Source organism: Pantoea sp. PSNIH1 (assembly GCF_007680655.1).
GTDB lineage: Bacteria > Pseudomonadota > Gammaproteobacteria > Enterobacterales > Enterobacteriaceae > Pantoea > Pantoea eucrina.
In genome coordinates this window covers 876,617-899,890 of record NZ_VEIP01000001.1, presented here as the reverse complement: position 1 = coordinate 899,890, position 23,274 = coordinate 876,617, and the positions used below count along the sequence as shown (strand labels likewise).

The window sequence follows — 23,274 nt, the reverse complement described above, 5'->3', positions numbered from 1 at the left end:
ACAATATTATGCGTAAACTGACTTCTGTTTTTCTGGCTACCGCAATGGCACTGGGTGCCGCCAATATCGTCCACGCTGCGGCCGATAACCTGACGCCACCGCCGGCCGGCACTGAAAAGCCGATGCATAAGCCGATGCGTCATCACGGTATGGAGATGTTTAAAGGCATTACTCTGACCGATGCGCAGAAAACACAGATCCGCACCATCATGCAGGATGGTCATAAAGAGATGCAGCGCCCGTCGCCGGAGGCGCGCCGCGCGAACCATGCCATTATTGCCGCCGACAGCTTCGATCGCAGCAAAGCGGAAGCACAGGCTGAGAAGATGACCGCAAACGCCAAAGAGAATGCGGTACGCATGATGGAAACCCAGAACAAAATCTATAACGTACTGACGCCGGAACAGAAAAAGCAGTACAACGCCAATTTCGAAACGCGCCTGACGGAAAAAGCACCACACGATGGTAAAATGCCACCACCGCCTGCTGACGGTGAGTAAACACACCGTAACCGATCCGGATTAAGACCGCCGGCGCTGTTCAGGACAGAGTACCGTCCTGAACAGCGTCGGCGGTTTTTTTTATAGCTCTATCAGCGGGAACTCGCCGGAAAGCAGCGGACGGCAGAGAATTTTATAGCCGTCATGATCAAACCCCTGGCGCGCGCGCTGCAGCTGGCGCGCTTCCGCTTCAGTGGCAACAGAACCCAGCCAGAACCAGTGATCGATCACATGGATTTGTGTCATCTCAGCGCCGCGCTCCACCATGCCAACCGGGCCTTCCCACGGCCAGCACACCACGCGAAAGCGTTCCAGCCCCTCGCGGAGCCGCTGCTGGTGCGCTTCAACACTCTCTTTTCCGCAGCAGGCGCCGGCACAGCGCTTCAGTGCTGCGCGAAAGCAGCCGCGCCCTGGCCGCAGGCTCTCCAGCCCAAGCAGGCCGTGACAGAGCTGCAGCTCATCGGCCATGCTTTTAAGCTTCTCCAGCGCGGCAAAACGGCTGCGAAACAGCCCGTAGAGATCGGGTGAACGAGAGAAATCGACATCTTTTGCATAGACCACTTCCGGCGCGCCTTCTCCCAGCTGAAGTGAGCAGAGCTGACGATTTTTGCGCAGGCGCTTATTAAATAACGGCTGCTGCGTTTTAATCATCTGCGCTTCCAGCAGCTGCGCGCCAATATCGCCGGCGGTGGGGATCCAGCTTACGCGCCGCGCCTGACGCAGCATGCTCGCTTCATCCGTGGTGCGAAAATGCGCCATCACCCGGCTGCGCAAATTAATGCTTTTGCCGATATAAAGAGGCAGATTTTCACTCTCGCCGTGAAAGGTATAGACGCCGGGCACTTTAGGCAGCCCTTCAAGCCACTGGCGCAGGTGTTCGGGATATTGATAGATTGCCGCCGCGTCAAAGTCGAGGCGATGGCTGGTTGCTCGTCTGACCAAAGAATGCTCCGCTTACTGGTTTTGTATACAGTGTATCAGCGTGCTGCTTTTATCGCCAGTGGCAAGCGAGGCGCGACTCTCTCTCCGCAGAGGGAGAGTCGCAGGGAGGGGCTACTTTTTCCAGTAGTCGTCAAACACAGTCACCGGCATACGGCGCTTATGTTCGGTTTTGGTGTACCAGCCCTCGATAATTTTCGCCGATTCGGCATTGATGGTTTTGCCTTCCAGATAATCATCGATCTGCTGATAGGTTACGCCAAGCGCCACCTCATCCTGCAGGCCGGGACGATCGTCTTCAAGATCGGCCGTGGGATGTTTCATCCAGAGGTGCTCCGGGCAGCCCAGCGCCTTCAGCAGCTGTTTACCCTGGCCTTTGTTAAGGCGAAAGATCGGGTTCACGTCGCTGCCGCCATCGCCATATTTGGTATAAAAACCGGTTACCGCTTCCGCCGCGTGATCGGTGCCCAGCACGATACCTTTGGTCATGCCGGCGATGCTGTACTGCGCCTTCATGCGTTCACGCGCCTTTTCGTTACCGCGGACAAAATCTGACAGCGCGATACCCGCTTCCTGCAGTGCGCGCTCGCTCGCCAGCACCGCCTCTTTGATATTGACCACCAGGGTACGATCGGGCTGAATAAACGCCAGCGCATCCTGACAATCCTGCTCGTCGGCCTGTTTACCATACGGCAGGCGCACGGCAATAAAGGTGTACTCTTTATCGCCGGTCTCATGACGCAGTTCGCTGACCGCCATCTGCGCCAGCTTACCGGTCAGCGTTGAGTCCTGCCCGCCGCTGATGCCCAGCACCAGCGTTTTCAGAAAAGGATGCGCTTTCAGGTACGCTTTCAGGAAATCGACGCTGACGCGGATCTCCTGCTGCGGATCGATAGCGGGTTTAACACCAAGGGCCTGAATAATTTCCTGCTGCAGTGACATGAACCTCTCCTCAAGTCAGAAGCCTGACGGCATGATGCGTAACATCAGCTAAAGCTAACGCCTTGGCCGCAAAACAACAAGCCAAACGGCGACTGGCGCAGACGGTTTGCTGCTGAATCAGGCGCTTTCAGGCCGCTGCGCCAGCAGGGTAAACATCAGGATTGCCAGCATAAAGCAGCCGAAAATGGTGGCGCTCATGCTGATAACCGAGGTCCCGCCCACGCCGCTAACCGGCACGCTGATGGCGCCCAGCGTAAACATGGTGACGCCGATAACCGCAGAAGCACTGCCGGCGCGGTGCCCCTGACTCTGCATCGCCAGCGATGCGGCGGTGGTTGCGATTACACCGTTACTGGCAATAGAGAAAAATAGCGCCACCAGAATAACCGGCAGGGCGGCGTCGCTCAGCGCGGCGGTCAGCAGGGTGGCGGAGGCGACAAATGCCAGCGTCAGCCCGCCCTTAAGCACCCGGTATTCGCCCCAGAGCGGACAGAGCCGTGCGCTGGTTTGTGAGGCGATAATCAGGCCGCACCCGTTGGCAGCAAAGCAGAGGCTGAACGCCTGAGGCGAGAGGCCGTAGATCTGCTGCAGCACAAACGGCGAGGCGCCGATATAGGCAAACATGCCTGACATCATAAAGCCCTGCGTCAGGCAAAAACCCATAAAGGGCCGATGCGTAACGACCTGGCCCAGCGCCGCCCAGGCGGAAAACAGAGAGCCCTGGCTACGGCGTGCAGGCGGCAGCGTCTCATGCAGCTGCCAGCGCGCCAGCAGAATCAGCAGAATGGCGATCGCCGCCAGTACGAGAAAAATGCCGCGCCAGCTCATGATTGTCATCAGCGCGCCGCCCAGTACCGGCGCTCCCACCGGTGCAAGGCCGTTGACCAGCATCAGCAGCGCAAAAAAGCGCGTCAGCTCGTGTCCGCTATACATATCCCGGGCGATAGCGCGCGACAGCACGGCACCGCCAGCGCCAGCCAGCCCCTCAAACAGGCGGGCAATCAGTAGCGAATGGATATCTTTTGCCAGCGCGCAGCCGACAGAGGCAATAAACAGCAGCAGCAGCGACAGCAGCAGGGGCCGGATGCGGCCAAATTTATCGCTCATGGGACCAAATAGCAGCTGTCCCGCCCCGAGGCCCAGCAGGCCGGCAGTCAGACTGAGCTGAGCGGTGGAGGTCTGCGTGTGCAGATCGCGCGCCAGTTCAGGCAGCGCGGGGAGATAGAGGTCGATACAGAGCGGTCCGAGCGCCGCCAGAAGTCCGAGCGTGATGGCGTAAACCAGCCGGTTAGGGTGTGCAGATGTCATGGGGCCTCTGAGCCGGGTAAAAAGTTAACCGCGCGATTATACGGAGCAGGGCGCAGCAGCACAGCTTTTTTACTCCGGATATATTGCGATGAACGCATCTAAAAGCGTCGCCACCAGGTTGATAAATCTGAATTTGTGTTCCAGGCTTATTCCGACATGGACAAAGTATGAGGAACAAAAAATGAATAAAGTGCTGGGATGTATCGCTGCCGCTATGACGCTGGCTGCTCTGTCTGGTTGTACCACTTACGATCGCGCGGAAAGTTATGTCACCAAACCGGTGGTAAAAGATGTTAAAAAAGGCATGACGCGTGAACAGGTGCGTCAGATTGCGGGTCCGGCTTCGACCGAAGTGACCATGGCGCACGCGCGTGGCACCTGCCAGACTTACGTTATCGGCGAGCGCGATGGCAAAATGCAGACCTATTTTGTCAGCTACAACGATACCGGTCGCGTGATGAACTACGGCTTCCAGAGCTGCAAAGAGTACGACACCGATCCGCAGGTTGCGCAGTAACTCTTTTTTGCTGAATAAAAAAGGGCCCGTCTGAGACGGGCCCTTTTTCATGCTGAAGTCAGCGCTTAGCGATGCGCCAGTTCGGCGTGCTCATCGCTCTCCAGAATTTTTTTGTCGGTCTGACCCAGCCAGCGGCTGGTCAGCGAACCGGCCGTCATTGAACCGTTCACGTTGAGCGCGGTACGGCCCATATCAATCAGCGGCTCAATGGAAATCAGCAGCGCGACCAGCGTCACCGGCAGCCCCATTGCCGGCAGCACAATCAGCGCAGCAAAGGTAGCACCGCCGCCCACACCGGCTACGCCAGCGGAACTCAGGGTGACGATCCCGACCAGCGTGGCGATCCAGACCGGATCAAACGGGTTAATACCGACAGTAGGAGCAACCATCACGGCCAGCATTGTCGGATAGAGTCCGGCACAGCCGTTCTGACCAATTGTGGCACCGAAGGAGGCGGAAAAGCTGGCAATCGCTTCCGGCACGCCGAGACGGCGCGTCTGCGTTTCCACATTCAGCGGAATGCTGGCCGCGCTGGAGCGGCTGGTGAAAGCGAAAGTGATCACCGGCCATACTTTGCGGAAGAAGCGCAGCGGATTGATGCCGTTGATCGACAGCAGCAGCGCATGCACGCCAAACATAATCGCAAGGCCAAGATAGGAGGCGAGAACAAAGCTGCCCAGCTTAACGATATCGTGCAGGTTAGAGCCGGCGACCACTTTGGTCATCAGAGCCAGTACGCCATATGGCGTCAGCTTCATGATCAGGCGCACCAGTTTCATCACCCAGGACTGCAGCGTATCAATCGCGGCCAGTACGCGTTCACCTTTCACTTTATCATCGCGCAGCAGATGCAGTGCAGCGACGCCGAGGAAAGCAGCAAAGATAACGACACTGATAATGGAGGTCGGGTTCGCGCCTGCCAGATCGGCAAACGGGTTTTTAGGGATGAAAGAGAGCAGCAGCTGCGGCGTGCTGAGATCGGCGACTTTACCCGCATAGTTGCTCTGAATAGCATTCAGACGCGCGGTCTCCTGCGCACCCTGCACCAGCCCTTCAGCGCTGAGGTGGAAGAGGCCGGTCACCATCACGCCGACCAGCGCGGAGATAGCCGTGGTAAACAGCAGTACACCGATGGTCAGCACGCTGATTTTGCCCAGCGAGGAGGCGTTATGCAGACGCGCCACCGCGCTCAGTATTGAGGCGAATACCAGCGGCATAACAATCATCTGCAGCAGCTGTACATAGCCATTACCGACCAGATTAAACCAGCCGATCGAATCCTTAACCACTGCGCTGTTTTCGCCATAAACCGCCTGAAGCGCCAGGCCAAACAGCACGCCCAGCACCAGGCCGGTCAGTACGCGCTTTGACAGGCTCCAGCTCTGGTTGCCAATGCGGTTAAGCAGCACCAGCAGAGCGGCAAAGACCACTATGTTGATAATAAGAGGGAAATCCATACTTAACTCCAGAAAGATGCCGTCCTGCAAAGTGCAGGCGGCATAGCGTAACGTAAATTTCTATCAGAGAATGTCAGGGATGTTAGCAGCACAATTAAGTGCAGGCTTATACCCAAAAAGTATGGGTTATAACTTTTTGTTTAATATGGCGTAATTATTAGCCGTTTAGCGGATTAATTAACCGGTTCACGCTGGATTGCAGTGTATCAAACAGCTGCTGCGGCCAGCCGTATGCACCAAAAGCAGGCATGCCAGCCGGAAACCAGAGCGCCGCAACCACCAGTCCCAGACAAAGTATCCGCTCCAGCTGATTACCGCTCTGGCTTCTGAGAATAGGCAGACGAAAGCGCCAGCGGCAGGGCCACAGCAGCGGAACGCCAGCTGGCGTCAGCATGTCAGCCACGATATGGCTCAGGTAGCCCAGCGTCAGTCCCTGCAGCACATCCGCCGGCAGAAACCAGTCTGCCGGCACGTTCACTTTAAACAGCCACAGGCTGATAGCCACTGCCAGCAAACTGTGGGTAAAACCGCGATGTCCAAACGCCCGCGCGATGGGCTGAGAGAGCCAGCGAAAACGCTGGCCCAGCGTGGATCGGGGGTGGTCGATATCCGGCAGCAGGCAGGTCAGCAGCGTAGCGGGAACCAGATGCCACCAGTCCGCCGCAGCCAAAACCGGTGTCAGCTCAGCACGCTTGGCAAAAATAGCGCTGGCGATAGCAAAAATTATATGGCCTTCGGCCGTCATGATTAAATCCGGATACAAAACTGTCAATGCATCCAGTATAGGGATTTATCCAGTAAATGAGAACGGTGACGCTGTAACGAAGAGTGAATTATTTTCGCGCTGGCTGACCGCTGTATCAGACTGCGCCATACACCCTGCGGTCAGTTAAACAGATGCTCTGCGCGCAGTTCCGTCAGGCTCGGCAGCCGCACATCTGCCAGCGCCCAGCGGGCATCCGCGTAGTGTGCAGCCGCAGGCACCACAATAGAACGCATGCGCGCCGCTTTACAGGCGATCATGCCGTTGAAGGAGTCTTCCAGCGCCACACAGTTAAGCGGATCGATATCAAGCGCCGCTGCCGCATTCAGATAGACCTGCGGATGAGGTTTGCTCAGCGGCAGCGCTTCAGCGGAGGCGAGGGCGGAAAAGCAGGGCCGCAGCCGGAACATCTCCAGTACCCGCTCCAGCATGGCCAGCGGCGAAGCGGAAGCGAGCGCAATCCGCAGCCCCTGCTGCTGACAGAGCCGCAGCGCCTGATCGACACCGGGCAGCAGCGGCTGCTGCGCTTCGATCAGCGATAGTGTACGATCGATAATACGCGCCGTGACGTCGGCCTGAGTCGCACCCTGCCACGGCTGTGCCTCATACCACATGCGTACGGTCTGATCGATGCGCAGGCCAAGCGTGTCAGGCAGCTCCGCGCGACGACTGACGTCAACGCCAAAGCTTGCCAGTACCTCCATCTCAGCCTGATCCCACAGCGGTTCAGAATCAATCAGTAAACCATCCATATCAAAAATAGCGGCGTACACCGGACGACGATAGCGCATGACAATATCCTTCTTAGCGGTTTGCGCCACCTTATCACGCCAGAGTGCGAAAACAAGGACGCGACAGGTAACGCATTTTTCAGGAAAAAATCGCCGACTGCAGGTAGACTTAGGGCAAAATAATTATCTGTATAGGAAAGTCTGCATGACATACCAACAGGCTGGCCAGGTCGCCATCCTTAAGCGCGTGGCTGGCTGGATCATTTTCATTCCGGCACTGCTGTCGACAATTGTTTCCATGCTCGGTTATTTATATCAGCACAGCGTAAAGCAGCCCGGACTGGATGCCGTATTGCTGGATTTTATCCATGTCATGGTGGACATGCTTAAATTCAATACGTCGTTTCTCAATCCGTTCTGGCACAACTCGCCGGTGCCCGATTTTCACGGCGGGGCAAATATCGGTTTCTGGATCGTTTATGCGCTGATTTTCATCGGCATGGCTTTACAGGCATCGGGTGCGCGCATGTGGCGCCAGTCGCGGCATGTTAAAGAAGGCATTGAAGATCAGCTGATTCTGGAGCAGGCAAAGGGCAGCGAAGGCCGCACGCGCGCGCAGCTTGAGGAAAAAATTCGCGTCCCGCACCACACTATTCTGCTGCAGATTTTTCCGCTCTATATCCTGCCAGTAATTATTGCTGTTGCCGGCTACTTTTTACTGACGCTGCTGGGCATGCTTTAAATCATCAGGCCGGTCTGGCCCGATCCTGCGCCAGTTTGTCGTCGCTAAGCAGCTGACTGACGGCAAACTGCGCCTCCTCCTGCCACTGGCCGGAAAAAACGTTCGCGCGGTTCAGCAGGTAATAGAGCTGATATACAGGCTGGCGTTGCGAAAATCCCTCTGCCAGCGGCCACTCTGCGTGATAGCCCTGCATGATCTCACGCGGCAGTTCATGGTAATAACTCAGCATCGCCAGGTCGCATTCGCGGTCACCCCAGTAGCAGGCAGGATCGAAAATCCATGGCCCGCTGCTGCTATCTGCACAGTTGGCAGGCCAGAGATCGCCATGCAGTAGCGAAGGCTGCGGATGATGATGAGCCAGCGCCTGCTGAACGCTGTCAATAATCTGATTCATGTCACCATAGGTCACACCGCGTTCCGCTGCCAGCTGCAGCTGCCAGCCGATACGCTGCTCCGCAAAAAACAGCGACCAGCGCCGCAGCCAGTTATTGGGCTGCAGGGTAGTGGTAATATTATTATCGAAATCGAGTCCGAACTGGCGCTGCTCACTCCATTGATGCAGGCGCGCCAGCTGCTGCCCGAGCTGATAACCCGCTTCCGCGCTGAGCGGCTGCGGCGGAATATATTCCAGCAGAAGAAAACTGGCGTCGCGCGTGCTGCCGACGCCGTAGACGGTCGGCACCCGGACTGTCTGCGTGCGCGCCAGCAGACTGAGCTGATCGGCCTCCCAGCGGAACAGGTCCAGCCGGTCATGGGTGTTGCACTTGACGAAGACATCCAGATCGCCGTAGCGGATACGCCAGGCGGGATGGATATCCCCGCCGGGCAGGGGCTCGCGCTGCGTAATCTCTGCTGGCTGAGTCTGTTCGCTTAACAGGCGGCTGATGGCTGACCACATGGCGGGCTCCTCGTTAATCGCGATATCGCTGCAATTGTAGCGCGCAAAAAATAGGCAAGGCCAGTTTTACCGGCGGCCTCAGACAGGGTTCTGCAAAAATTGCTGCAGCGTTGTAACCTTTGTCTGCGGAGACTGATGCAATGCCACCTCTGCAATACGCGCAGCCTGCTCCGAAACCGCTTCAGGCGTCAGCGTGCTGACAATGCCGAAGCTGTTGGTTCCCAGTTCATGCGGATGTCCTTCAGCATCGTGCAGGGTGGTGCTATATCCGCTATTGACCATAGCGCTGGTCAGCGATTGAAGATCGCTTAGCCCCGACTCCTGATAGTGGAAAGTGACAACGTAACTCATAACGTCCAGCGTGCTCATTTTCTCACCTCACTGTAACCAAACAGCTTTCAGCGTAGTCCACCCCACAGCTGAGAGCGAATTTTGTTCAGTTGCAGCGTAAGGCTGTGTCAGCAGCGGCAAAATTCCTGATAATTGCGGGCTGTTATTTCTCTGAACGGCACCTATAATGCGCGCCGTTAGTGAACGCGTCTGCAACGTATCATGCTGGTTGATGCAGGGAACGGCCTGATGCCGCCTCATAATTTTTTACAAAACTTACAGTAAATTGCATTGATTGCCGGTAAAAACGCTGCAGACTCACCTGTTTTTAAATTGCCGCACGGATCACCCTTTAATGAAAGTTCTTAATAAGCTGTCCGCTATTTTTCTGCTCTCTGCCGGAGCATTTTGTCACCAGGCTTTTGCTGATAACGCTGTCTTCACCTCAATGGATGATCCTTCAACGGCCAAACAGCCGTTTGAAGGCAGCGCATCAGCCGGTTACCTGGCGCAAACCGGTAACACCACCAGCTCTTCGCTGACGGCTTCAACCAGCATGACCTGGTATCAGACCTCAACGGCTTACAGCCTGTGGGGCAACGCGGCGAACACCTCATCCAACGATGAGCGTTCATCTGAAACCTACAATATCGGTGGCCGCAGCCGCTACAACATGAACAGCGCTGATTATCTGTTTGGTCAGGCCAGCTGGCTGAGCGATCGTCTGAATGGTTACGATTCCCGCGACGTGCTGACGGCCGGTTATGGTCGCCAGATCCTCAACGGTCCGGTGCACTCTCTGCGCGCGGAATTTGGTCCGGGCGTACGTTACGACGACTTTCACGACGGCGGGCATGAGACCAAAGCGCTGGGCTATGGCGCAGTCAGCTATCAGTGGCAGCTGACGGATACCACGAAATTCATTCAGGGTGTATCCGTGCTGAGCAGCTTCGGCGAAGATACTACGGTGAACTCAGAAACGGCCCTGCAGGTCGCCATCAATGAGCACTTTGCGCTGAAGATGGGCTACAACGTGACCTGGAACAACAATCCGCCAGAGTCCGCGCCCGATCGTACCGATACCAAAACCACGATTCAGCTCTCCTACGCAATGTAACTGCCATACCAGAAAACCGCCGTCCGGCTCAGGCTGCACGGCGGTTTTTTTTCGTGTTTGCTTAGACTTAGCCCGCAAGGCGGGTTTTGCTGCAGGGTGAAAGCTGTTATCATATTTGCCGCTTTATGCGCCTGGCGTCATTCCGACAATGTGGGTCTGACATCGCGCCGGGTACACACACCAAACACAGTGTTGCATGTAGGCTTTCGTGTGGCTTACCACTGCAATTTAAGGATATAAAATGCCAGTAATTACTCTTCCTGACGGCAGCCAGCGCGTTTTTGACCACCCGGTCAGCGTAATGGATATTGCGCTGGATATTGGTCCCGGCCTGGCGAAAGCCTGTATCGCCGGTCGCGTAAACGGTGAGCTAGTGGATGCGGTTGATCCCATCACCGACGACGCTCAGGTAGCAATCATCACAGCAAAAGATGAAGCGGGTCTGGAAATTATCCGTCACTCCTGCGCGCACCTGCTGGGCCATGCTATTAAACAGCTGTGGCCTGATACCAAGATGGCGATTGGCCCGGTCATCGATAACGGCTTCTATTATGATGTCGATCTCGACCACACGCTGACGCAGGAAGATCTGGAACAGCTGGAAAAGCGTATGCACCAGCTGGCTGAAACCAATTACAACGTGGTAAAGAAAAAAGTCAGCTGGCAGGAAGCGCGCGACGTCTTTGCTGCGCGTGGCGAAAGCTATAAAACCACAATCCTTGATGAGAATATCAGTCACGACGATCGTCCTGGCCTCTATCATCATGAAGAGTATGTGGATATGTGCCGCGGTCCGCATGTGCCGAACATGCGCTTCTGCCACCATTTTAAGCTGCAGAAAGTTGCAGGCGCTTACTGGCGCGGCAACAGCGATAACAAAATGCTGCAGCGTATTTACGGCACGGCCTGGGCAGACAAGAAGCAGCTGTCAGCCTATCTGCAGCGCCTGGAAGAGGCAGCAAAACGCGATCATCGCAAAATTGGTAAACAGCTCGATCTCTACCATATGCAGGAAGAGGCGCCGGGCATGGTGTTCTGGCACAATGACGGCTGGACGATTTTCCGCGAGCTGGAAGTTTTTGTCCGTACCAAACTGAAAGAGTATGATTACCAGGAAGTAAAAGGTCCGTTTATGATGGACCGTGTGCTGTGGGAAAAAACCGGCCACTGGGAAAACTACAAAGAGGCGATGTTTACCACCTCTTCGGAAAACCGCGAGTATTGCATCAAACCGATGAACTGCCCGGGTCACGTGCAGATCTTCAATCAGGGTCTGAAGTCCTATCGCGATCTGCCGCTGCGTATGGCAGAGTTCGGTAGCTGCCACCGTAACGAGCCATCGGGTGCGCTCCATGGTCTGATGCGCGTACGCGGCTTTACGCAGGATGATGCTCACGTATTCTGTACTGAAGATCAGGTGCGCGACGAAGTAAACAGCTGTATTCGTATGGTGTACGACATGTACAGCACGTTCGGTTTTGAAAAAATCGTCGTGAAGTTGTCTACCCGTCCGGAAAAACGCATCGGTACCGATGAGATGTGGGATCGCGCAGAGGTTGATCTGGCCGAAGCATTGAAAGAGAATGATATCCCCTTTGAGTATCAGCCGGGTGAAGGGGCATTCTACGGCCCGAAAATCGAGTTCACCCTGTATGATTGTCTCGATCGTGCCTGGCAGTGTGGCACGGTTCAGCTAGACTTTTCTCTGCCAAAACGTCTTGATGCCACCTATGTGGGTGAAAACAACGACCGTCAGACACCGGTGATGATTCACCGTGCGATTCTGGGCTCTATGGAGCGCTTTATCGGTATTCTGACTGAAGAGTTCGCTGGTTTCTTCCCGAGCTGGCTGGCACCGGTACAGGCTGTAGTGATGAATATCACTGACAGTCAGGCAGAATATGTCAGTGAACTGACAAAGAAACTGCAAAATGCTGGCATTCGTGTCAAAGCAGACTTGAGAAACGAGAAGATAGGCTTTAAAATCCGCGAGCACACATTGCGTCGCGTCCCTTATATGCTGGTTTGCGGTGAGAAAGAGGTGGAAGCAGGCAAAGTTGCCGTGCGCACCCGCCGTGGTAAAGACCTCGGGAGCATGGACGTAGATGTGTTTGTTGAGAAGCTGCAACAAGAGATTCGCAGCCGACATCTTCACCAATTAGAGGAATAAGGTTATTAAAGGCGGAAAACGAGTACAACCGACGCGTCCAAACCGTATTAACGGCGAAATCCGAGCCACCGAAGTGCGCCTCACTGGCGTTGACGGCGAGCAACTTGGCATTGTCTCTCTACGCGAAGCGATTGAGAAAGCTGAAGAAGCTGGCGTAGATTTAGTTGAAATCAGCCCGAACGCCGAACCGCCGGTATGCCGTATTATGGATTACGGCAAGTTCCTTTATGAAAAGAGTAAGTCTTCTAAGGAACAGAAGAAGAAGCAGAAAGTTATCCAGGTTAAGGAAATTAAATTCCGTCCTGGTACCGATGATGGCGACTATCAGGTAAAACTCCGCAGCCTGATGCGCTTTCTGGAAGAGGGCGATAAAGCCAAAATCACGCTGCGTTTCCGTGGTCGTGAGATGGCGCACCAGCAGATCGGTATGGAAGTGCTTAACCGCGTCCGTAAAGATCTGTGTGAAGATATCGATCTGGCAGTGGTCGAGTCCTTCCCTTCGAAGATCGAAGGCCGCCAGATGATTATGGTGCTCGCACCTAAGAAGAAACAGTAGGCTTTCAAGTAATGATGCCGCGCAGCGTTCGCGCTGTGCGGGATTATTCGCCTGTCTGGTTCATTTTTTTAACAATGCGAAGTGGATATTTGTAAAAATGCCAAAGATTAAAACTGTACGTGGCGCGGCTAAGCGCTTCAAGAAGACCGCCTCTGGCGGCTTCAAGCGTAAGCACGCAAACCTGCGTCATATTCTGACCAAAAAGTCTACTAAGCGTAAACGTCACCTGCGTCCAAAAGGCCTGGTGTCTAAAGGCGATCTGGGTCTGGTTATTGCCTGCCTGCCGTACGCATAAGTAAATTTTTTTTAATTCGCCCGTCGCGCTGTAAGGCTTATCGCCAGCAGAGCACCGGCAAAACAGAATATGATTAAGGAGAGCTCATGGCTCGCGTAAAACGTGGTGTAATTGCTCGCGCACGTCACAAAAAAATCTTAAAACAAGCTAAAGGCTACTACGGTGCACGTTCACGTGTTTACCGCGTTGCTTTCCAGGCTGTTATCAAAGCTGGTCAGTATGCTTACCGCGACCGTCGTCAGCGTAAGCGTCAGTTCCGTCAGCTGTGGATCGCGCGTATCAACGCAGCGGCGCGTCAGAACGGTATGTCTTACAGCCGTTTCATCAATGGCCTGAAAAAAGCGTCCATTGAGATTGACCGTAAAATCCTGGCTGACATCGCTGTATTCGACAAAGCAGCCTTCGCTGCTCTGGTAGAAAAAGCGAAATCAGCTCTGGCGTAAGTCAGGTAAAAAAGGGAGCTTGCTCCCTTTTTTATTACCTGCAACTCACGCAAAAGATTGACATTTTCGCCGCCGGGCATTTCAATAGGGCGGTTTTTAATTTTCTCAAGGTAATGCAAGCATGCACGCTGCTCTTTTCCGTTTCTTTTTTTACTTTAGCGCCTGAACATCAGGGGCTTGTGCGCATAAGAAAAGAAACGAAAAATCGCGCTGAAAGCCTCCCTCGTGGAGGCTTTTTTGTTTCTGGCGAGACTTAATCGGATCCCGGATCCCAACAAGAACTGACCAGCCCGGCTGGAAGAAGAGGAAATCATGTCCCAACTCGCAGACCTGGTGGCCCGTGCCACGGCCGCCATCGACGAGGCGTCGGATATCGCCGCTCTGGACGCTGTACGCGTCGAATTTCTGGGTAAAAAAGGGCACCTTACCCTGCAGATGACCACCCTGCGTGAACTGCCGGCTGAAGAGCGCCCGGCGGCAGGTGCGGTGATTAACGAAGCAAAACAGCAGGTACAGGATCATCTTAACGCCCGTAAAAATACGCTGGAGAGTGCGGCGCTGAATGCGCGCCTGGCGGCAGAAACGATTGATGTCTCACTGCCCGGACGCCGCAGCGAAAACGGCGGTCTGCATCCGGTAACGCGCACCATTGACCGCATCGAAAACTTTTTCGGCGAGCTGGGTTTTGCCGTGGTGACCGGACCGGAAATTGAAGATGACTATCATAACTTCGACGCGCTGAATATTCCGGGTCACCACCCGGCCCGCGCCGATCATGACACCTTCTGGTTTGATGCCACGCGCCTGCTGCGTACGCAGACCTCAGGCGTGCAGATCCGCACCATGAAAAATCAGCAGCCGCCGATCCGCATTATCGCGCCGGGCCGCGTTTACCGTAATGATTACGATCAGACCCACACGCCGATGTTCCACCAGATGGAAGGCCTGATTGTCGATAAAGACATCAGCTTTACCAACCTGAAAGGAACGCTGCACGATTTCCTGAATAACTTCTTTGAAGAGAATCTGCAGATCCGCTTCCGCCCGAGCTACTTCCCCTTTACTGAACCTTCAGCGGAAGTGGATGTAATGGGCAAAAATGGCAAATGGCTGGAAGTACTGGGCTGCGGCATGGTGCATCCGAATGTACTGCGTAACGTCGGCATCGATCCGGAAATTTACTCCGGCTTCGCCTTTGGTATGGGAATGGAACGTCTGACCATGCTGCGCTATGGCGTCACCGATCTGCGTGCTTTCTTCGAAAATGATTTACGTTTCCTCAAACAATTTAAATAAGGGCAGGTTATCCAATGAAATTCAGTGAACTCTGGTTACGCGAATGGGTAAATCCAGCCCTGGACAGCGCTGCGCTGTCTGAACAGATCACCATGGCAGGCCTTGAGGTTGATGGTGTTGATCCCGTTGCCGGCGCGTTTCATGGCGTAGTCGTGGGTGAAGTGGTGGAGTGCGGCCAGCACCCGAACGCGGATAAACTGCGCGTAACCAAAATCAATGTCGGCGGCGATCGTCTGCTGGATATCGTCTGCGGCGCGCCTAACTGCCGCCAGGGACTGAAAGTGGCAGTGGCTACCGTGGGTGCCGTACTGCCAGGTGATTTCAAAATCAAAGCGGCCAAACTGCGCGGCGAGCCTTCTGAAGGCATGCTCTGCTCCTTCTCAGAGCTGGGTATTTCCGACGATCACAACGGTATTATCGAACTGCCAGCCGATGCGCCAGTAGGATGCGACATTCGCGACTACCTGAAGCTGGATGACAATACTATCGAGATCAGCGTGACGCCAAACCGTGCGGACTGTCTGAGCATCGCCGGTGTGGCGCGTGATGTGGCCGTGGTTAACGGACTGCCGCTGACGGCGCCTGCAGCAGAACCGGTTGCGGCGACCGTTCCCGATACATTCCCAATCCGCATCGACGCTACCGACGCCTGTCCGCGCTACCTGGGACGCGTAATTAAAGGTATCAATGTCAAAGCTGAAACGCCGCTCTGGATGCGTGAGAAACTGCGCCGCTGCGGCATTCGCTCAATTGACCCGGTGGTCGATGTCACTAACTATGTGCTGCTTGAGCTGGGTCAGCCGATGCACGCCTTCGATCTCGACCGCATCAGCGGCGGCATTGTGGTGCGTATGGCGCAGGAGAATGAGACGCTGACCCTGCTGGATGGCACCGAAGCAAAATTGCAAAATGACACGCTGGTTATTGCCGATCACCAGCAGGCGCTGGCGATGGGCGGTATTTTTGGCGGTGAGCACTCAGGCGTAAATGAAGCGACACGTAACGTGCTGTTTGAGTGCGCCTACTTTGATCCGCTGGCCATTACCGGCCGCGCACGCCGCCACGGACTGCATACTGATGCGTCACATCGCTATGAGCGTGGTGTCGATCCGGCACTGCAGCATACAGCGATTGAACGTGCGACCCGCCTGCTGCTGGATATCTGCGGTGGTGAAGCCGGTCCGGTTATCGATCAGACTGATGCCTGTAAACTGCCGCCGCGCGCCACGATTACGCTGCGCCGTACAAAACTCGATCGCCTGATTGGCCACGTTATCGCCGACGAACAGGTGACAGATATCCTGACCCGTCTCGGCTGCGAGGTCACGCAGGGCGAAGGCGAGTGGAAAGCGGTGGCACCGAGCTGGCGTTTTGATATGGCGATTGAGGAAGATCTGGTTGAAGAGGTTGCCCGCGTTTACGGCTACAACAACATCCCTGATGTGCCGGTAAAAGCCAGCCTGATTATGACGCAGCATCGTGAAGCCAGCCTGTCGCTGAAGCGGGCGAAAACGCTGCTGACAGACAAAGGCTATCAGGAAGCGATCACCTACAGCTTTGTCGATCCTAAAGTGCAGCAGCTGCTGCATCCGGGGGAAGAGGCGCTTATCCTGCCAAGCCCTATCTCCAGCGATATGTCAGCAATGCGCCTGTCACTCTGGACCGGTCTGCTCAGCGCAGTGGTTTACAACCAGAATCGCCAGCAGGGGCGTGTGCGCCTGTTCGAGAGCGGTCTGCGCTTTGTGCCTGATACGCAGGCCGATCTCGGCATTCGCCAGGATCTTATGCTGGCGGGCGTAATCAGCGGTCATCGTGACGAAGAGCACTGGGATCTGGCGCGTCAGCCGGTTGACTTCTATGATTTGAAAGGCGATTTAGAGTCGCTGCTGGAATTAACCGGCAAATCTGAAGCGATTTCATTCCGCGCGGCTGCCAATCCGGCGCTGCATCCCGGACAAACAGCGGCTATCTGGCTGGACAATGAACAAATCGGATTTATCGGGGTGGTTCACCCGGAGCTGGAACGCAAGCTGGATCTCAACGGTCGTACCTTAGTGTTTGAACTGCTTTGGAATAAGGTTGCAGACCGCGTCCTGCCTGACGCGCGTGAGATTTCACGCTTCCCGGCTAACCGCCGTGATATCGCTGTTGTGGTGGCAGAAAGCGTCCCTGCAGCAGATATCATCGCAGAGTGTAAGAAAGTTGGCGTAAATCAGGTAGTTGGCGTAAACTTGTTTGACGTGTACCGTGGTAAAGGCGTGAACGAAGGCGAAAAGAGCCTTGCGATTAGCCTGATTTTGCAGGATACCAGCCGGACACTCGAAGAAGAGGAGATTGCTGCGACCGTTGCCAGATGTGTAGCAGCATTAAAAGAGCGATTCCAGGCAACCTTGAGGGATTGAACCTATGGCGCTTACAAAAGCTGAAATGTCAGAATATCTGTTTGAAAAACTCGGGTTGAGCAAACGCGACGCCAAAGAGTTGGTCGAGCTTTTTTTCGAAGAAGTTCGCCGCGCGCTGGAAAATGGAGAACAGGTTAAGCTGTCCGGATTTGGTAACTTTGATCTGCGCGACAAAAACCAGCGTCCGGGCCGTAACCCGAAAACGGGAGAGGATATTCCTATCACCGCGCGCCGTGTGGTGACCTTCCGTCCGGGGCAAAAGCTGAAAAGCCGCGTTGAAAACGCGTCACCGAAGGATGCTGACTGATTTCAGTATGATAAAAAGGCCGCTCAGCGGCCTTTTTTATTACTGTGCCAGCCTGCATGGGGATGGCTTTCTTTTTGCCATAATCCCTCTACAATCGTGACATTCTCCTGCTTAACTGCCTCGCTTATGACTCTGCTCGATCAGCTTGCCCGTCAGACCGGTCGCCGTAGCCGGCGTACACTGCTGCTGCTCGCCGCGCTGCTGTTGCTGCTCAGCCTGCTCAGCCTGTGTGCCGGCGAGCGCTGGCTGCTGCCTGCCGAATGGTTTACCCCGCAGGGCGAGCTGTTTGTCTGGCAGATCCGTCTGCCGCGTACGCTGGCCGTTATTGCGACAGGCGCCGCGCTGGCGCTCTGCGGTACCGTTATGCAGGCGCTGTTTACAAATCCGCTGGCTGAGCCGGGACTGCTCGGCGTCTCTAACGGTGCCGGCGTGGGAGTAGTACTGGGCGTGCTGCTCGGCAGCGGCTCCCTGTGGAGCCTGGCGCTGGCGGCGATGGCTGGCGCCCTGGCAATTACGCTGATCCTGCTGCATTTTGCCCATCGTCAGCTCGCCAGCAGTCGCTTACTGCTTACCGGTGTGGCGCTGGGTATTATCTGCAGCGCTGTGATGACGTGGGCAGTCTACTTCAGTACCACGCTCGACCTGCGTCAGCTGATGTACTGGATGATGGGAGGCTTTGGCGGCGTTGACTGGCGCTATGGCTGGCTGATACTCAGCCTGATGCCGGTAATCGCCGCGCTGCTGTGCAGTGCGCGCACGCTGAATCTGCTGGCGCTGGGCGAGACGTCTGCGCGGCAGCTCGGCTTACCGCTGCAGCTGTGGCGTAACCTGCTGGTGCTGGCCATGGGCTGGCTGACAGGCGTCAGCGTGGCGCTGGCGGGGGCGATCGGCTTTGTCGGGCTGGTTGTCCCGCATCTTCTGCGGCTGAGCGGCATCAGCGATCATCGCTATCTGCTGCCTGCAGCAGCACTGGCGGGTGCGGCAGTGCTGCTGGCGGCGGATATTCTTGCGCGGCTGCTGCTGACCTCTGCTGAGCTGCCGTTAGGCGTGGTGACCGCGACGCTGGGCGCACCGCTGTTTATTCTGCTTTTAGTAAAATCTTCACGCTAGCTGCGGCTGGCGTTATCTGACGGACACAGGAGAACACCATGACGTTGTATCAGATCCCGCTGAAAACCCTTGATGGTACCGCCACTACGCTGGAGGCCTGGCGTGACCGCGTACTGCTGGTAGTGAACGTCGCCTCCCGCTGCGGACTGACGCCGCAGTATGAGCAGCTTGAGTCACTCCATAAAGCGTTTCAGGCGCGGGGCTTTAGCGTGCTGGGCTTTCCCTGCAACCAGTTCCTGGAGCAGGAGCCGGGCACTAACGAAGAGATCCGGACGTTTTGCAGCACCACGTATGGCGTGACGTTTCCTCTGTTTGATAAGACGGACGTTAACGGCGCGCAGCGCCATCCGCTCTATCGCACGCTGGTCAGCGCCCAGCCGGAAGCTGAACGTCCGGAGGAGAGCGGTTTTCTTGAGCGTATGATAGCGAAAGGCCGGGCGCCGGCAGAACCCGGCGATATCCTGTGGAACTTCGAGAAGTTCCTGGTCGATAAACAGGGTAACATTATCGCCCGTTTTTCACCCGATATGGCTCCGGATGCGCCGCAGGTGCTTAAGCGTATTGAGCAGGCGCTGACCGCCTGACATGCTGCTGGCGTGTCACGGTCTGAGCTGCCCCGGCCGGCTGGCGCCGCTGGATCTCGCTCTCGCGCGCGGGGAGTGGGTACATCTGGTGGGCGCTAACGGCGCCGGAAAGAGCACCCTGCTGGAGGCGCTCAGCGGTCTTGCGACTCCGCGCGGAGAGCTGCTGCTTAACGGCACCGCTGTTGCTGCGCTGTCAGGAGAGGCGCTGGCTCAGCAGCGTGGCTGGCTGCCTCAGCAGCAGCCTGCGCCCGGCGCGATGCCGGTCTGGCACTACCTGCAGATGCATCTGCCACGTGGTGCTGGCACAGAGCTGAATAAGGTGCTGGCGCGTTTGCTGTCGCAGCTGAGTCTGCATCACAAGCTGGAGAGCGCTCTGACGCAGCTCTCCGGAGGGGAGTGGCAGCGGGTGCGCCTGCTGGCGGTGATACTGCAAATCCATCCTGACATCAATCCGCAGGGCAGCCTGCTGCTGCTCGATGAGCCGATGAGCGCGCTGGATGTGGCGCAGCAGCAGGGCGTCACCCGGCTTCTGCAGCAGCTTTGCGCCGCCGGCATCGGCGTGATCACCAGCAGTCACGACCTGAATCATACGCTGCGCTACGCGGATCGCGTCTGGTTGCTGCATCAGGGAGAGCTGAAATATCAGGGCAGGGCGCATGAGGTGCTGACGGCCGCCCGGCTTGCGCCGCTGTTTCAGACAGAGGTGACAGAGGTGGATACACCGCAGGGGCGTCTGCTGCTGCTCTCCTGACTTGCACACCGCGCGCGTTTACGGCTACAGTGTCTGCCGGATCGGGCTGACAGGGAACAGGCTATGCGGTTACTTATTCTGCTATTCGTGCTGATGGTCACAGGGTGCAGTCATCATGCGCCTCCGCCTGATTCCCGTCTCTCAGATCCTGCCGCAGTGCAGACCCGGCTCAACTATCAGCTCAGCCGCTGGCAGGGCACGCCGTACCGCTATGGTGGCCTCAGTCCGCGTGGGGTTGACTGCTCCGGCTTTGTCCTGCTGACGTTCCGCGATCGCTTTGACATCGCGCTGCCACGCTCCACACGCGCTCAGACAAAAATCGGCAACCGTATCGATCCACGTGATTTGCTGCCTGGCGATCTGCTGTTTTTCAAAACCGGCAGCGGCGAAAACGGGCTGCATGTCGGTATCTATGCCAGCAACAACACCTTTATACACGCCTCTACCAGCAAAGGCGTTATTCGCTCTTCGCTCAATAATGTTTACTGGCAGAGGGTCTTCTGGCAGGCGCGCAGAATATGACAAGTTGCATTCTGGATGAATGAAATAGCGCGGCGAAAAGAGAGCTTAATTCGCACAATGGGTTCTTTTTTTGCTGAAATAAAGCTCTCATTAAAATTGGTACTTTACCACCTGACAAATTACTACTAAAAATAGAGCTAAAGATTTTATCATTGTGGATATTAACACGGCGTATTTGGCTTAAGTATAATTTAATGATTAATAGCTTGCATTAGGCGCTAAAACACCTTCTCTTCCGGCGTTTGGTGCTATTGCCTGACTCTTTTCATTGATATACGATGCCTTCATTGCCACTGCCTCTGGCTGTAAAAAATGAAAGTCCATATTTCGGCCGACTATCAGTCGGAAACCTGGTTTTATCCGGCTTATACGCTGGAGGGCCAGCTCACTGCGGTTGAGCTGGTTACACAATTTGTTCATGACAGTGCGCCAATTACGTTGCCACAGGATTTACTGTTGCCGCAGCTCGATGCCAGTCAGCAGTTAAGGCTGCTGCAGGCTCAGCTTTTAATCCTGGAAAAGCACCGCGCTTTCTTTGAGCGTAATCATGTTGATGCGCTAATGAGAATTGACGAATCGCTGGCTGAAACGCTGTTAGAGAGTGAAATTCTGTTAAGGAAATTTAAACAGCTGCCATTTATCGTAATGGATATCAGCGAAACGTTTCCGCAATTATCTGCCGGCAAAGCGCATCCGGTTTTATCCCGACTTAATCATCAATTCCGTTTATCGCTTTCACAATTCGGAGCTGGCAAAGCCCCGGCAACGGCAGTCTATGATTCGCTGTTTAGCGTCCTGAAGCTGGATAAATTATTTATCCAGAATCTGGCGAAGCGCGCCTCCTTTATCCCTTTTATGCAGACGGTTATCGATAATTTCAGCGGCTATACGCAGCAAATTATTATTTCTGGTATCGATGATGCGCGCCTGCTGAGCAAAGTCAGCGATCTGAGCGGCGTGCATATTCAGGGTAACGTGTTCCCGGTGGTTAAAGCGGAACGGTTAGAAGATCTCATCACTCCTTTTCTGACGCAGACCACACCCTCGCAGCAGTAATTCAGGCGCTGTTTTTCCCGGGCGCCCCGTGCCAGACTATCCTTTACTCTCTACACGCTATCCTGGTGCTGCATTATTAAGCACCTCTGGAGTATATATGCAATTTATCAATAGCTGGCAGCAGGAGCTGACCGGATATTACACATCGCTGCAGCCCACGCCGCTGGCGGGAGGACGTCTCCTTTATCATAATGCGCCGCTGGCGGCGGAAATGGCGCTGGATGCGGAGCTGTTTGCCGGCGACGGCCACGGCGTATGGAGCGGTCAGGCGTTGCTGCCAGGCATGGCTCCGCTCGCTCAGGTGTATAGCGGCCATCAGTTTGGCGTCTGGGCCGGGCAGCTGGGTGACGGACGCGGCCTGCTGCTGGGTGAGCAGCAGCTGGAAGATGGGCGCAAGCTGGACTGGCATCTGAAAGGCGCAGGCTTAACCCCTTATTCCCGCATGGGAGATGGACGGGCGGTGATCCGCTCAAGCGTGCGGGAGTTTCTCGCTTCAGAAGCGTTACACCATTTGGGTATCCCCGGGACGCGCGCCCTGGCGCTGGCCATCGGTGACGAACCGGTGCTGCGCGAAACGCAGGAGCGCGGCGCGATGCTGATGCGTATTGCGGAGAGCCATCTGCGTTTTGGTCACTTTGAACACTTCTATTACGCAGGGGAGACGGATAAAGTACGCCAGCTGGCAGACTATGCGATTCGTCATCACTGGCCGCACCTTGAGGCGGAACCGGATCGCTATCTGCTGTGGTTCACGGATGTGGCAAAACGTACCGCCCGCCTGATCGCACTGTGGCAGAGCGCAGGCTTTGCTCACGGAGTGATGAACACAGATAACATGTCGATTCTCGGCCTGACGCTGGATTACGGTCCTTACGGCTTTCTTGATGAGTACGATCCCGCCTTTATCTGCAACCACAGTGACTATCAGGGGCGCTATGCGTTTAATAATCAGCCGACGGTTGGCCTGTGGAACCTCAACCGGCTGGCGCACGCGCTGTCGGGATTGCTGACCACGGAGCAGCTGAAGCAGGCGCTGAGCCACTATGAGCCTGAACTGATGCGCGTCTGGGGAGAGCGCATGCGGGCGAAACTTGGCCTGCTGACGCCGCAGGCAGAGGATAATACGATTCTGAGCAACCTGCTGGCGCTGATGAGCAATGAGCACAGCGATTACACCTTTACGTTTCGTCAGCTCAGCTATACCGAACAGCAGGAAAGGCGTTCGCCGCTGCGCGATGAGTTTATCGATCGCGACGCGTTTGATCGCTGGTATAGCAGCTATCAGCAGCGACTGCTGCAGGATGAGGCCAGCGACAGCGAACGGCAGGCGGTGATGCAGGCGGCGAACCCCGCCATCGTGCTGCGCAACTATCTTGCTCAGCAGGTGATTGAAGAGGTGGAGCGGGGCGAGACTGCGGCCCTTAAAGAGCTGCATCTGGCGCTGCAGCACCCCTTTGATGAAGCGGCCAGCAGCGCGACATTGCGCCAGCGGCCGCCAGAGTGGAGTAAAACGCTGGAGGTCAGCTGCTCCAGCTGAT

26 protein-coding genes and 1 other annotated feature are annotated in these 23,274 nt (G+C 55.7%); of the genes, 18 read left to right on the top strand and 8 right to left on the bottom strand.

Annotation, left to right across the window (positions count from 1 at the left end; all coding sequences use genetic code 11):
* Positions 1–8: 8 nt before the first annotated feature.
* Complete coding sequence (gene spy / locus FS690_RS04170) at positions 9–500, top strand: ATP-independent periplasmic protein-refolding chaperone Spy (RefSeq protein WP_039384024.1); 492 nt, start codon at positions 9–11, stop codon at positions 498–500.
* Positions 501–581: 81 nt separating this feature from the next.
* On the opposite strand, the gene cho is transcribed toward spy, so the two are convergent.
* The 3 genes from cho to FS690_RS04155 all read right to left on the bottom strand — a co-directional run bounded on the left by cho (position 582) and on the right by FS690_RS04155 (position 3,689).
* A complete protein-coding gene (cho, locus tag FS690_RS04165) occupies positions 582–1,442 on the bottom strand; it encodes an excinuclease Cho (RefSeq protein ID WP_039384025.1) in 861 nt (286 codons plus the stop codon).
* 111 nt (positions 1,443–1,553) lie between these two features.
* Positions 1,554–2,381 (bottom strand): ammonia-dependent NAD(+) synthetase, encoded by an 828-nt coding sequence (gene nadE, locus FS690_RS04160; RefSeq protein WP_039384028.1) that lies wholly within the window; start codon positions 2,379–2,381, stop codon positions 1,554–1,556.
* A 117-nt stretch (positions 2,382–2,498) separates the two neighbouring features.
* Entirely contained in the window at positions 2,499–3,689 is a 1,191-nt protein-coding gene (locus tag FS690_RS04155; protein WP_039384031.1) for a multidrug effflux MFS transporter, read from the bottom strand.
* A 181-nt stretch (positions 3,690–3,870) separates the two neighbouring features.
* On the opposite strand from FS690_RS04155, the gene osmE reads away from it, so the two are divergent.
* Positions 3,871–4,206, top strand: coding sequence for an osmotically-inducible lipoprotein OsmE (gene osmE / locus FS690_RS04150; RefSeq protein WP_039384034.1), 336 nt, complete (start codon positions 3,871–3,873; stop codon positions 4,204–4,206).
* Between the two features lie 65 nt (positions 4,207–4,271).
* Here the strand turns inward: osmE and FS690_RS04145 are convergent, their stop codons facing one another.
* The 3 genes from FS690_RS04145 to hxpB all read right to left on the bottom strand — a co-directional run bounded on the left by FS690_RS04145 (position 4,272) and on the right by hxpB (position 7,217).
* Positions 4,272–5,663, bottom strand: coding sequence for an L-cystine transporter (locus tag FS690_RS04145; RefSeq protein WP_071668767.1), 1,392 nt, complete (start codon positions 5,661–5,663; stop codon positions 4,272–4,274).
* Between the two features lie 157 nt (positions 5,664–5,820).
* Positions 5,821–6,408 carry a metal-dependent hydrolase gene (locus FS690_RS04140; RefSeq protein WP_145339110.1) on the bottom strand — a complete coding sequence of 196 codons (588 nt, stop codon included), beginning with the start codon at positions 6,406–6,408 and terminating at the stop codon, positions 5,821–5,823.
* Between the two features lie 140 nt (positions 6,409–6,548).
* Positions 6,549–7,217: a hexitol phosphatase HxpB gene (gene hxpB, locus FS690_RS04135; protein WP_145339109.1), complete on the bottom strand. Its 669-nt coding sequence runs from the start codon at positions 7,215–7,217 to the stop codon at positions 6,549–6,551.
* 145 nt (positions 7,218–7,362) lie between these two features.
* Here hxpB and FS690_RS04130 point away from each other — a divergent pair, with 145 nt between their 5' ends.
* On the top strand, positions 7,363–7,899 hold the full coding sequence (locus FS690_RS04130; RefSeq protein ID WP_039384049.1) for a YniB family protein: 537 nt from the start codon (positions 7,363–7,365) through the stop codon (positions 7,897–7,899).
* 4 nt (positions 7,900–7,903) lie between these two features.
* On the opposite strand, the gene FS690_RS04125 is transcribed toward FS690_RS04130, so the two are convergent.
* Together FS690_RS04125 and ghoS are read right to left on the bottom strand one after the other, a co-directional pair.
* Positions 7,904–8,797 (bottom strand): fructosamine kinase family protein, encoded by an 894-nt coding sequence (locus tag FS690_RS04125; RefSeq protein ID WP_145339108.1) that lies wholly within the window; start codon positions 8,795–8,797, stop codon positions 7,904–7,906.
* 78 nt (positions 8,798–8,875) lie between these two features.
* Positions 8,876–9,166 (bottom strand): type V toxin-antitoxin system endoribonuclease antitoxin GhoS, encoded by a 291-nt coding sequence (gene ghoS / locus FS690_RS04120; RefSeq protein ID WP_039384054.1) that lies wholly within the window; start codon positions 9,164–9,166, stop codon positions 8,876–8,878.
* A 316-nt stretch (positions 9,167–9,482) separates the two neighbouring features.
* Here ghoS and FS690_RS04115 point away from each other — a divergent pair, with 316 nt between their 5' ends.
* From FS690_RS04115 to FS690_RS04040, 15 genes are all read left to right on the top strand, one after another.
* Positions 9,483–10,244 carry a YdiY family protein gene (locus FS690_RS04115; RefSeq protein ID WP_039384056.1) on the top strand — a complete coding sequence of 254 codons (762 nt, stop codon included), beginning with the start codon at positions 9,483–9,485 and terminating at the stop codon, positions 10,242–10,244.
* Positions 10,245–10,485: 241 nt separating this feature from the next.
* Positions 10,486–12,414 carry a threonine--tRNA ligase gene (gene thrS, locus FS690_RS04110; RefSeq protein ID WP_145339107.1) on the top strand — a complete coding sequence of 643 codons (1,929 nt, stop codon included), beginning with the start codon at positions 10,486–10,488 and terminating at the stop codon, positions 12,412–12,414.
* A gap of 4 nt (positions 12,415–12,418) precedes the next feature.
* Positions 12,419–12,970 (top strand): translation initiation factor IF-3, encoded by a 552-nt coding sequence (infC, locus tag FS690_RS04105; protein WP_039384061.1) that lies wholly within the window; start codon positions 12,419–12,421, stop codon positions 12,968–12,970.
* A gap of 97 nt (positions 12,971–13,067) precedes the next feature.
* Positions 13,068–13,265, top strand: a complete 198-nt coding sequence (gene rpmI / locus FS690_RS04100) for a 50S ribosomal protein L35 (RefSeq protein ID WP_010275699.1) — start codon at positions 13,068–13,070, stop codon at positions 13,263–13,265.
* A gap of 86 nt (positions 13,266–13,351) precedes the next feature.
* The gene (gene rplT, locus FS690_RS04095) at positions 13,352–13,708 is read left to right on the top strand and encodes a 50S ribosomal protein L20 (protein WP_039384062.1); all 357 of its coding nucleotides are present in this window, start codon (positions 13,352–13,354) and stop codon (positions 13,706–13,708) included.
* A 116-nt stretch (positions 13,709–13,824) separates the two neighbouring features.
* Positions 13,825–13,950 (top strand) — a sequence feature (Phe leader region).
* Complete coding sequence (pheM, locus tag FS690_RS18330) at positions 13,830–13,874, top strand: pheST operon leader peptide PheM (RefSeq protein ID WP_139074214.1); 45 nt, start codon at positions 13,830–13,832, stop codon at positions 13,872–13,874. (Overlaps the previous feature by 45 nt.)
* Before the next feature lie 70 nt (positions 13,951–14,020).
* On the top strand, positions 14,021–15,004 hold the full coding sequence (pheS, locus tag FS690_RS04080; protein ID WP_039384066.1) for a phenylalanine--tRNA ligase subunit alpha: 984 nt from the start codon (positions 14,021–14,023) through the stop codon (positions 15,002–15,004).
* 14 nt (positions 15,005–15,018) lie between these two features.
* The gene (gene pheT / locus FS690_RS04075) at positions 15,019–17,406 is read left to right on the top strand and encodes a phenylalanine--tRNA ligase subunit beta (protein WP_145339106.1); all 2,388 of its coding nucleotides are present in this window, start codon (positions 15,019–15,021) and stop codon (positions 17,404–17,406) included.
* A gap of 4 nt (positions 17,407–17,410) precedes the next feature.
* Positions 17,411–17,713, top strand: a complete 303-nt coding sequence (ihfA, locus tag FS690_RS04070; protein WP_021506246.1) for an integration host factor subunit alpha — start codon at positions 17,411–17,413, stop codon at positions 17,711–17,713.
* A gap of 126 nt (positions 17,714–17,839) precedes the next feature.
* Complete coding sequence (btuC, locus tag FS690_RS04065) at positions 17,840–18,823, top strand: vitamin B12 ABC transporter permease BtuC (protein WP_108569277.1); 984 nt, start codon at positions 17,840–17,842, stop codon at positions 18,821–18,823.
* Between the two features lie 38 nt (positions 18,824–18,861).
* Positions 18,862–19,407 (top strand): glutathione peroxidase, encoded by a 546-nt coding sequence (locus FS690_RS04060; protein ID WP_039384072.1) that lies wholly within the window; start codon positions 18,862–18,864, stop codon positions 19,405–19,407.
* A 1-nt stretch (position 19,408) separates the two neighbouring features.
* On the top strand, positions 19,409–20,158 hold the full coding sequence (btuD, locus tag FS690_RS04055) for a vitamin B12 ABC transporter ATP-binding protein BtuD (protein WP_145339105.1): 750 nt from the start codon (positions 19,409–19,411) through the stop codon (positions 20,156–20,158).
* Between the two features lie 63 nt (positions 20,159–20,221).
* A complete protein-coding gene (locus tag FS690_RS04050; RefSeq protein ID WP_039384078.1) occupies positions 20,222–20,680 on the top strand; it encodes an NlpC/P60 family protein in 459 nt (152 codons plus the stop codon).
* 312 nt (positions 20,681–20,992) lie between these two features.
* Positions 20,993–21,736: an EAL domain-containing protein gene (locus FS690_RS04045; RefSeq protein ID WP_039384082.1), complete on the top strand. Its 744-nt coding sequence runs from the start codon at positions 20,993–20,995 to the stop codon at positions 21,734–21,736.
* A gap of 97 nt (positions 21,737–21,833) precedes the next feature.
* The gene (locus tag FS690_RS04040; RefSeq protein ID WP_071668770.1) at positions 21,834–23,273 is read left to right on the top strand and encodes a YdiU family protein; all 1,440 of its coding nucleotides are present in this window, start codon (positions 21,834–21,836) and stop codon (positions 23,271–23,273) included.
* Position 23,274 lies beyond the last annotated feature (1 nt).

Coding starts and splice junctions, on each gene's coding strand:
- spy (WP_039384024.1), top strand. CDS start 9: ATGCGTAAACTGACTTCTGTTTTTCTGGCTACCGCAATGGCACTGGGT.
- ghoS (WP_039384054.1), bottom strand. CDS start 9,166: ATGAGCACGCTGGACGTTATGAGTTACGTTGTCACTTTCCACTATCAG.
- FS690_RS04130 (WP_039384049.1), top strand. CDS start 7,363: ATGACATACCAACAGGCTGGCCAGGTCGCCATCCTTAAGCGCGTGGCT.
- FS690_RS04060 (WP_039384072.1), top strand. CDS start 18,862: ATGACGTTGTATCAGATCCCGCTGAAAACCCTTGATGGTACCGCCACT.
- FS690_RS04140 (WP_145339110.1), bottom strand. CDS start 6,408: ATGACGGCCGAAGGCCATATAATTTTTGCTATCGCCAGCGCTATTTTT.
- thrS (WP_145339107.1), top strand. CDS start 10,486: ATGCCAGTAATTACTCTTCCTGACGGCAGCCAGCGCGTTTTTGACCAC.
- FS690_RS04050 (WP_039384078.1), top strand. CDS start 20,222: ATGCGGTTACTTATTCTGCTATTCGTGCTGATGGTCACAGGGTGCAGT.
- btuC (WP_108569277.1), top strand. CDS start 17,840: ATGACTCTGCTCGATCAGCTTGCCCGTCAGACCGGTCGCCGTAGCCGG.
- nadE (WP_039384028.1), bottom strand. CDS start 2,381: ATGTCACTGCAGCAGGAAATTATTCAGGCCCTTGGTGTTAAACCCGCT.
- FS690_RS04115 (WP_039384056.1), top strand. CDS start 9,483: ATGAAAGTTCTTAATAAGCTGTCCGCTATTTTTCTGCTCTCTGCCGGA.
- pheS (WP_039384066.1), top strand. CDS start 14,021: ATGTCCCAACTCGCAGACCTGGTGGCCCGTGCCACGGCCGCCATCGAC.
- btuD (WP_145339105.1), top strand. CDS start 19,409: ATGCTGCTGGCGTGTCACGGTCTGAGCTGCCCCGGCCGGCTGGCGCCG.
- FS690_RS04040 (WP_071668770.1), top strand. CDS start 21,834: ATGCAATTTATCAATAGCTGGCAGCAGGAGCTGACCGGATATTACACA.
- FS690_RS04145 (WP_071668767.1), bottom strand. CDS start 5,663: ATGGATTTCCCTCTTATTATCAACATAGTGGTCTTTGCCGCTCTGCTG.
- osmE (WP_039384034.1), top strand. CDS start 3,871: ATGAATAAAGTGCTGGGATGTATCGCTGCCGCTATGACGCTGGCTGCT.
- FS690_RS04045 (WP_039384082.1), top strand. CDS start 20,993: ATGAAAGTCCATATTTCGGCCGACTATCAGTCGGAAACCTGGTTTTAT.
- pheT (WP_145339106.1), top strand. CDS start 15,019: ATGAAATTCAGTGAACTCTGGTTACGCGAATGGGTAAATCCAGCCCTG.
- hxpB (WP_145339109.1), bottom strand. CDS start 7,217: ATGCGCTATCGTCGTCCGGTGTACGCCGCTATTTTTGATATGGATGGT.
- ihfA (WP_021506246.1), top strand. CDS start 17,411: ATGGCGCTTACAAAAGCTGAAATGTCAGAATATCTGTTTGAAAAACTC.
- FS690_RS04125 (WP_145339108.1), bottom strand. CDS start 8,797: ATGTGGTCAGCCATCAGCCGCCTGTTAAGCGAACAGACTCAGCCAGCA.
- FS690_RS04155 (WP_039384031.1), bottom strand. CDS start 3,689: ATGACATCTGCACACCCTAACCGGCTGGTTTACGCCATCACGCTCGGA.
- rplT (WP_039384062.1), top strand. CDS start 13,352: ATGGCTCGCGTAAAACGTGGTGTAATTGCTCGCGCACGTCACAAAAAA.
- rpmI (WP_010275699.1), top strand. CDS start 13,068: ATGCCAAAGATTAAAACTGTACGTGGCGCGGCTAAGCGCTTCAAGAAG.